This is a genomic window from Streptomyces sp. NPDC037301 (assembly GCF_055602785.1).
Window position 1 is genome coordinate 1 of record NZ_JBVJWD010000132.1, and the last position, 4,702, is coordinate 4,702.

A 4,702-nucleotide genomic window follows, 5' to 3' on the forward strand; every position below is an offset into this window, starting at 1 on the left:
CCCCCCCCCCCCCCCCCCCCCCCCCCCCCCCCCCCTCCCCCCCCCCCCCCCCCCCCCCCCCCCCCCCCCCCCCCCCCCCCCCCCCCCCCCCCCCCGGGACCGTCCCAGCTGCGGGGCAGGAACAGCCGCCAGGACAGCGGACACGACGCGGTGTCGGAAGCGGCATGGACGCTGACCCCGATCTGGCAGTTGCCGACTGTGCCGGAGTACTGCCGCGCCACCCCGGGCGAGGACACACCGTCCAGTCGTTCCCGTACTTCGGGATCCGCACACACCGGTTTCTGTGGAACGTGGGCTGAACGCCGCGACGCCGGCCCCGGCTACGCGCCCCCGCCCCGAGACGACGCCCGGCCGGGTGTCGCGACAGAAACCCCGAGGGGGCGGGCCAGACCGATCAGCCCTTCGTCCAGGCGCTGCAGATGCCGCAGGACACGGTCCGTGACACGGTCGTGCCGGGGGGAGCCGGGCTTGTCCGTCTCCAGCATGGAGGCCAGGCTCGCGCCGGTCTCCACCACGCCGTCGCTGTCGTCGTCCTCGACACGCGCGACGAGGACGACGATGTTGTGGGCGATGCGCCGGCCTGCTCCCTTCAGGAGCGGGTCCGCGGCGACGCTCTTGCTGTTCGGGAGGAGTTCGGCCGTCGCCGCCAGTGAACGCGCGTGGTAGGCACACGTCTCCAGCAGCGCCACGACGTAGCGAGCGGTCTGGCGGCGGGTCCGCAGCGGGGTGATCGGGTGGGTCAACGGCTGCGTGGAGGACCGCAGATCGTCCAGTGCCGTATCGAGCTCCCGGGCCATGTCCAGCAGATCGAGCGCGGGCCCGCCGCTCAGCTGCTCCACCGCGGCATCGGTGACGTCACCGAGCCGGGTCAGCACCGTGCCGAGGAGTTCGTCGGTACGGCGATCGGTGTGCACCGGCAGGATCACGGCCGCCGCGATCACGCCGCAGGCGGCGCCGAGCGCGGTCTCCTCGATGCGCAGGACGAGCACCGCGGAGCTGTAGGTGTTGAGCAGGGTGTACAGCAGCCCCAGAGCCGCCGTGACGAAGAAGGACATCAGGGCGTACGACAGCGGCGCGGTGAAGAACATGGCGAAGATAAACAGCAGCACGAGTGCGAACGCCGTCCAGGTATGGTGGCCCACCAGGCCCGCCAGGCCGACACCGGCGACGACGCCGAGAACCGTGCCCAGCAGCCGACGGTAGCCCTTGACCAGGATCTCCCCGGTGGACGCCGTGTTCAGGAAGACGACCCAACAGGTCAGCACCGCCCAGTACCACCGCTGACTGGAGAGGAACTCTCCGCCCACGATGGCCAGCGCCGAACCCACCGACACCTGGACCGCGGCACGGGTCGTGGGACGCTCCAGTCCCTTGCGGACATCCTCGACAGGCTCGGTCTCCTCTGCCTGCGCGATGGCGACGTCCTCGGCGTCCAGTTCCTCGCGGGAACGCGTCGTCGCAGGGGTGTCGTCGGACTCGTCCTGGGGCCCGTCGAGGGCCAGCCTCAGGCCCATGACAGCGCGCGCCGCCTCCCCGATGCCGCGGAAGACGTCCTGGACGGGGGCCGAGGCGCGCGGGAGATTCTCCTCGTCCCGATAGCCGAGCAGCCGGTTGCGCAGGTGGGCCACCGCGGCGCCGCGATTGTTCGAGGCCGGGCGGGCTACGAGCAGGCGCAACACGTTGAGATCACGGCGCAGCGTCGCGGTCATGTCGTCCTGTGTCTGCAGCCGGTTGCCAGGCGCCGGCACGGGCGCGTGCGGCAGATGAAGCGTGAGCGTGTCGGCACGTTCGGAGCTGCGCGCGGTGAGAATGAGTACGCCGAGCCGCTCGGCGGCGATCTCTGCGTCGGCGACACGGCGCTGGACGAGCAAGGCGGTGGCGCTGTCGCTGGTGCCCTCCTCCAGCCGCCCCTGGATCATCATCGCGCTCTGGTGGAGGCGCGCGGTGTGCCGGCGTACGTCCTCCAGCGCCTTCTCGACGTGGTCCGGCCCGGCGTCGAGCAACTCGATCTGGGCGGACACCAATTGGGCGAGGCGGGCGCGGAATGCCTCGCGCAGTCGCAGCAGAATCCGTTCGGGCGTCTCAACAACCAGGCCGAACCGCACGACCGCGCTGCAGACGAACGCGACGACCAGCGTTCCGCACAGCCCCGGCAGCGCGGAAACCGCGGCTCTCACGAACAGGGACACAAAGTAGATCTGAAACCCGATGAGTCCCAGGGCCGTACCACGGTCACCGAACCGGCGGCTGTAGACCGCGGCGAAGATCAACGCGAGGAAGAAGAGGTCGCCCGCGACGACCTCGGTGCTCAACACCGCTCCCAGTGACATCGCCACGAGCGCCACGGGCAGGCCGAGCGCGAGCGTGATGGCCTGTTCGCGCCGCTGCTTCTCCTTGATGGCGAAGGTCGCGACCATGGCCGCGATGGCACCTGCCACCATGTGGCTCACATCGGCCTTGAGCAGCGCCAGGACCGCGAGCGTGAGCGCGATGGCGCCGACTGTCCGCAGACCGGCCATCAGCCGCAACAGTCCGGGGTCGGAGGCTGAGAACCAGTCCCAGATCCTCGTCCGGCTCGCCCGTGTCACTGTCCTCACCCTGCCGCTTTCCCCGCTCGCCGCCATAAACCGGAAGCTCCAGCATGGCACGCGTCAACGCCCAGCCCTGGCCCCACCGTCCCGCGGGAATCGACCTGCACACCCCTGAGATCCAGATGCTGGCCCGGTCACCGTCACCGGTATCTGGGCGCCGACACCGACGGCACGCTCTACCTGCCCCGCACGCTCCAGGGCGGGGAACATGCCGGTCAGCGTGGAGCGCAGGCGGTTGATGGCCCGGGTGCGGTCGCGGACGAGGCCGGTGCGGCGGCTGGTGAGGATCTTCAGCTCGATGGTGATCTCGTCGGTGGGTCGCATCGGCTTGAGGTCCCTGCGGATGCGGGCCTGGTCGCGATCACCAGGGCATCGCGGGCGTCGGTCTTGCCCTCGCCGCGGTATCCGTCACTGGCCCGGTTCACGACCCGGCCGGGAATGTAGAGGAGCTCCTGGTCGTGGCTGGCCAGCAGGGCTGAAAGGAGTGCGGGCTCACCGCCGGCCATGTCGACGGCCCACGTGACAGGCTCACCCAGGGTGAGAACGTCCTGAAGGAGCTGGAGTAACTCAGGCTCTCCGTTCGACACCCGCCGGGACAGCAGTTTCGTGCCGTTCTGGTCGATGGCGACGCAGTGGTGGTGGGTCTTGCCGCTGTCGATTCCGGCCCGGATCCGGTTCATTCGTGCTCCAGACGATCGCGCGTGCAGGTCCTGCCGCAGACGACCGCGCCGACATGGCCTTACCCAGCGATCTTTGTCGCACTTCCCAATCTGGCGGCCGGGTCGTCAGGGGGCGCCGGGCGGCCAAGCCACTGCAGCCACGGACGGCAGCCAACTGAAAGCCACACCCGACACCCCTGGGCGGTCCAACCCTACGAATGGCTCGACCGTCCCGTCCCAGGAACGTAAGGCCGACTGACGACCGGCGGCCTCCGCCGTGCCTCTTGCACGAGGCAGTCCCGGCTCGGGTCCCGGGACTTGCCCCGTGCGACTATTCGGCGGGGGCGGGTCCTGTCACCGCTACCTGGGCCGGCCTCAGGAGGTGGTCGCCGACCCGGTAGCCGTGCCGCAGCACCTCGGTGCAGACGGCCTGGGCCGCTCCGGAGGCGTCATAGGTGATCGCTTCATGTGTGTAGGGATCGAAGGGTTCACCCGCTGCGCCGACGGTCCGCAGGCCCAGAGCCCCCAGCCGCGCCTCAAGTAGGTCGGAGAGGACTGTCACCGCGCCGTGGTCGTCGCCCTGCCGGTGGATCTCTTCCAGGACATCCAGGACCGGAAGCAGACCGGTGAGGATGTTGACCACCGCGATCTCCCGTATGGCCAGTCGGTCGCGGCGTACCCGCTTGCGGTAGTTGTCGTACTCGGCTTTCACCCGCTGAAGGTCCGCGGTCAGCTCCGCGATCCGCTCACGCAGTCGTGCGGCCTCCGCATAGCCGCTCTGGCCGGAGCCCGGGCGCGCCGTACCGGCGCCGTCCGAACCGGTCCCGGCCGGACCTGAGGCATCTGGGCTTCGCCCGTCCCGGAGGGTGACCGGGGCGGGCCTGCGTAGGCCGCGCACCACCACAGGCGACCGATCGCCGCGGTGCTCTGAGCGCGGGTCCTTACTCATCCGGTACCTCCCCTCTGCTCGTCGTCGACGATCTCCGCATCGACGACCTCATCGCCACCGGTGCCCGTGTCTCCGGAGGTGCCGCCGCCGGCCGTACCTCCTCCAGCGGTTTCACCGCCCTGCGCCTGCGCGTACAGGGCGGTGCCGATCCGCTGCGCTGCCGCCGATGCCTTCTCGGTGGCGGTACGGATCTCGGCGGTGTCCTCGCCCTTGAGCTTCTCCTTGACTTCCGCCAGGGCGGCCTCGGTCTCGGAACGCACATCCGCGGGGATCTTGTCGGCGTTGTCCCGCAGCAGGGTGTCGGTCTGGTAGACCAGGCTCTCCGCCTGGTTGCGGGTCTCGGCAGCCTCCTTGCGCTGCCGGTCCTCCTCCGCGTGCTGCTCGGCCTCGCGCACCATGCGGTCGATGTCGTCCTTCGGCAGCGAGGAGCCACCGGTGACGGTCATCTTCTGCTCCTTGCCGGTGCCGAGGTCCTTGGCGGCGACGTGCATGATGCCGTTCGC

3 protein-coding genes and 2 pseudogenes are annotated in these 4,702 nt (G+C 70.2%); all 5 read right to left on the minus strand.

Going from position 1 to position 4,702, the window contains the following annotated elements; genetic code table 11:
* Positions 1–101 precede the first annotated feature (101 nt).
* A pseudogene (locus ACZ7IB_RS48695) lies at positions 102–242 on the minus strand (transposase); the annotation flags it as partial.
* Between the two features lie 78 nt (positions 243–320).
* Complete coding sequence (locus ACZ7IB_RS48700; RefSeq protein WP_470921779.1) at positions 321–2,519, minus strand: FUSC family protein; 2,199 nt, start codon at positions 2,517–2,519, stop codon at positions 321–323.
* A gap of 258 nt (positions 2,520–2,777) precedes the next feature.
* Positions 2,778–3,271 (minus strand): annotated as a pseudogene (locus ACZ7IB_RS48705) (IS110 family transposase); the annotation flags it as partial.
* A gap of 310 nt (positions 3,272–3,581) precedes the next feature.
* Positions 3,582–4,199 (minus strand): nucleotide exchange factor GrpE, encoded by a 618-nt coding sequence (gene grpE / locus ACZ7IB_RS48710; RefSeq protein ID WP_470921776.1) that lies wholly within the window; start codon positions 4,197–4,199, stop codon positions 3,582–3,584.
* The coding region (locus tag ACZ7IB_RS48715) for an Hsp70 family protein (RefSeq protein ID WP_470921777.1) at positions 4,196–4,702 on the minus strand (507 nt) is incomplete at its 5' end. The genes ACZ7IB_RS48715 and grpE, both read right to left, overlap by 4 nt.

Excerpts from the sequence above, each read along its gene's own strand:
- ACZ7IB_RS48700 (WP_470921779.1), bottom strand. The coding sequence starts at position 2,519 with ATGGCCGGTCTGCGGACAGTCGGCGCCATCGCGCTCACGCTCGCGGTC.
- grpE (WP_470921776.1), bottom strand. The coding sequence starts at position 4,199 with ATGAGTAAGGACCCGCGCTCAGAGCACCGCGGCGATCGGTCGCCTGTG.